This window comes from Micromonospora sp. ATA51 (assembly GCF_016802855.1).
Lineage (GTDB): Bacteria > Actinomycetota > Actinomycetes > Mycobacteriales > Micromonosporaceae > Micromonospora > Micromonospora sicca.
This window is the reverse complement of record NZ_JAEVHJ010000500.1, coordinates 1-3,106: the sequence shown is the minus strand read 5'-3', so window position 1 is coordinate 3,106 and position 3,106 is coordinate 1. Positions and strand designations below refer to the sequence as shown.

General features: G+C 75.2%; 2 protein-coding genes and 1 pseudogene. 2 read left to right on the top strand and 1 reads right to left on the bottom strand.

Annotated features, from left to right (window positions below; genetic code table 11):
- The first annotated feature begins 229 nt into the window (after positions 1-229).
- The gene (locus tag JNW87_RS36685) at positions 230-970 is read left to right on the top strand and encodes a response regulator transcription factor (protein WP_109804636.1); all 741 of its coding nucleotides are present in this window, start codon (positions 230-232) and stop codon (positions 968-970) included.
- 25 nt (positions 971-995) lie between these two features.
- A pseudogene (locus tag JNW87_RS36680) lies at positions 996-2,451 on the top strand (ATP-binding protein).
- Between the two features lie 357 nt (positions 2,452-2,808).
- Here JNW87_RS36680 and JNW87_RS36675 read toward each other — a convergent pair.
- A partial coding sequence (locus JNW87_RS36675) for an arginase family protein (RefSeq protein ID WP_238455299.1) occupies positions 2,809-3,106 on the bottom strand: 298 nt, incomplete at its 5' end.

Here is a 3,106-nt window from a genome sequence, read left to right as displayed (position 1 = left end):
TGTCCCGCCACCACCAGCGAACCTCGCAGCTCCCGTCCAGTCCCATGCCGCCAGCCTGCGGGCCGTGCCTGGAGGGCAGGTGGGTCGGACCTGTGGCCGCGCTGTGCCTCGGCGCACCGCCGGGTGCGGGCCTCGCGCGCGTGTGGGCGACCCGGCGGGGCCGCACAGCTGGTACACAGGATCGGGACAGGCCCGGCACAGCGCAGCGACCCACGATGGGGGCATGGTCATGGACGGGCAAGCCACACAGGGTCGGATCGAGCTGCGTCGCCCCGACGGCGAACCGGTGCGGGTGCTCGTCGTCGACGACGAGCCGACACTGACCGACCTGCTCTCGATGGCCCTGCGCTACGAGGGCTGGCAGGTCCGCAGCGCGGTCAACGGGATGACGGCGCTGAGCACGGCCCGGCAGTTCCAGCCCGACGCAGTGGTGCTCGACGTGATGCTGCCCGACCTGGACGGCTTCCAGGTGCTGCGCCGGCTGCGCGAGCAGACCCCGACCGTGCCGGTGCTCTTCCTCACCGCGCGGGACGCGGTGGAGGAGCGGATCGCCGGGCTCACCGTCGGCGGCGACGACTACGTCACCAAGCCGTTCAGCCTGGAGGAGGTCATCGCCCGGCTGCGCGCGCTGCTGCGCCGCTCCGGTTTCGCGGTCGCCACCCGGGAGGACGCCGTGCTCACCGTCGGCGACCTCAGCCTGGACGAGGACAGCCACGAGGTACGCCGGGGCGGCGATCTGGTCACCCTCACCGCGACCGAGTTCGAGCTGCTGCGCTACCTGATGCGCAATCCGCGCCGGGTGCTGAGCAAGGCGCAGATCCTCGACCGGGTCTGGAACTACGACTTCGGCGGCCAGGCCAACGTCGTCGAGCTCTACATCTCGTACCTGCGCAAGAAGATCGACGCGGGCCGTGAGCCGATGATCCACACGCTGCGCGGCGCGGGGTATGTCCTCAAGCCCGCGGAGTGATCTGCGCGGGCGGCTGCGGCGGCGGCTGGCCGGCTGGTCGCTGCGCCGCCGGCTGGTCCTCTCCGTGGTGGCGCTGCTCGCCCTGGTCAGCATCGGCATCGGCGGGGTCACCACGGTTGCCCTGCGGCACTTCCTGATCGCCCAGGTCGACAACCAGCTCACCATGGGTGACCGGCGCACCGGCGACCTGCCGCCCTGGCTGCGCCAGCCCGGGGACCCGCGACGGCCGGACTCCTGCAACCAGCCCGGCCGGAGCCGCCGCGTGGCTTCCGGCCCGGCTCGATCGCGATGCGGGTCGCCTGCGGGGTCACCACGGCTACGGCCCGAACCGAGTCCGGGACAGTCGACACCGTTCCGGCCACCGACGTCACCGCGCTGTCCGCGCTGCCGCTCGACGGGCGGCCCCGTACCGTCGAGGTCGGCGACGGGGGTGACTATCGCGCGGTGGCCCATCGGACGCCCGACGGGGACGTGCTCGCCGTCGCCATCCCGCTGACCGGCGTGGAGGAGACGGTCATGTGGATGATCGTCGCCCAGGCCGGCGTGGTGGCCGCCGGGCTGCTCATCGCGGGCGGCCTCGGCGCGCTCATCGTCCGGGCCACCCTGCGCCCGCTGAACCGGGTCGCCGCAACCGCCGCCCGCGTCACCGAGTTGCCGCTGGACCGGGGCGAGGTGGCGCTGTCGGTGCGGGTGCCGGCGGCCGACACCGACCCGCGTACCGAGGTGGGCCAGGTGGGCGGCGCGCTGAACCGGATGCTCGGCCACGTCGCCGCCGCGCTCGCCGCCCGGCAGGCCAGCGAGATGCGGGTACGCCAGTTCGTCGCCGACGCCAGCCACGAGCTGCGTACCCCCCTCGCGGCCATCCGCGGGTACGCCGAGGTGGCCCGGCGCGGCCGGGACCGGGTGCCGCCGGACGTGGCCCACGCGCTGCGTCGGGTCGAGTCGGAGAGCACCCGGATGACCAGCCTCGTCGACGACCTGCTGCTGCTGGCCCGGCTCGACTCCGGCCGGCCCCTGGCGGCCGAACCGGTCGACCTGACCGCGCTGGTGGTCGACGCGGTCAGCGACGCGCACGTGGCCGGCCCGGAGCACCGCTGGCAGCTCGACCTGCCCGACGAGCCGATGGCCGTGACCGGGGACGCGGCCCGGCTGCACCAGGTGGTGGCGAACCTGCTCGCCAACGCGCGGGTGCACACCCCGTTCGGCACGACCGTGACCACCCGGCTGGCCCCGGTCGCCGGTGGGGTCGAGGTGAGCGTCGCCGACGACGGGCCGGGCATCCCACCCGACCTGCAGGACGAGGTCTTCGAGCGGTTCGCCCGCGGGGACAGCTCCCGGTCCCGGGCGCACGGCAGCACCGGCCTCGGCCTGGCCATCGTGGCCGCCGTGGTGGAGGCCCACCACGCCGGGTCGACGTGGCCAGCCGCCCCGGCCACACGGTCTTCACGGTGTGGCTGCCGGATTCCACAGCCGACGCATAGGTCGTTCACGGTGCCGGACCAGCGGGCCGCCCGAGGCCTGCCGGCATGGACAGAACAGAGAGCCTGCTGACCGCGCCCACGACCGGGCAGCCCGCGCCGGCGCCCACCGCGGCGCCCGTGGCGGACCCCGCCGCGTCGCCGAAGCCCACCGCGGCCGAGCCCGAACCCGTCCGCGCCGACGGCGACCGTCCGCGGCCCGAGCCCACCCGGGTCGACCCCCGGCTGGGGCGCGGCCGGCCTGCTGCTCGCCACCGGACTGCGCTACCTGTGGGGCCTCGGCGCCTCCCTGGCCGCCACCGCGCTGCGGTTCATCCTGCTCCGGCTGGGCATGCGCCACCGTCGTCGCTGACCGGCAGGTCAGGAAGCGAGAGCGGCCGAGAGGACCTCGACGACGTGTCGGGCGTGGCGCCCGTCGGGGTCCTCGTCGGCGTTGAAGTCGGCCACGCTCAGCCCGAGCAGTCGTTCGGACCGGGCCAGCGGTCCGACCAGCGCGACCAGGTCGTCCCAGTCGAGACCGTCCGGCTCGGGATAGGTCACCGCGGGCAGCGCACCGGGGTCGAGCACGTCGAGGTCGAGGTGGAGCCAGGCCGGCGCGACCCCGTCCGCGGCCAGCTCCCGGCCGACCGCCGCGGCGCCGCGGCGCCGCAGCGCGGCC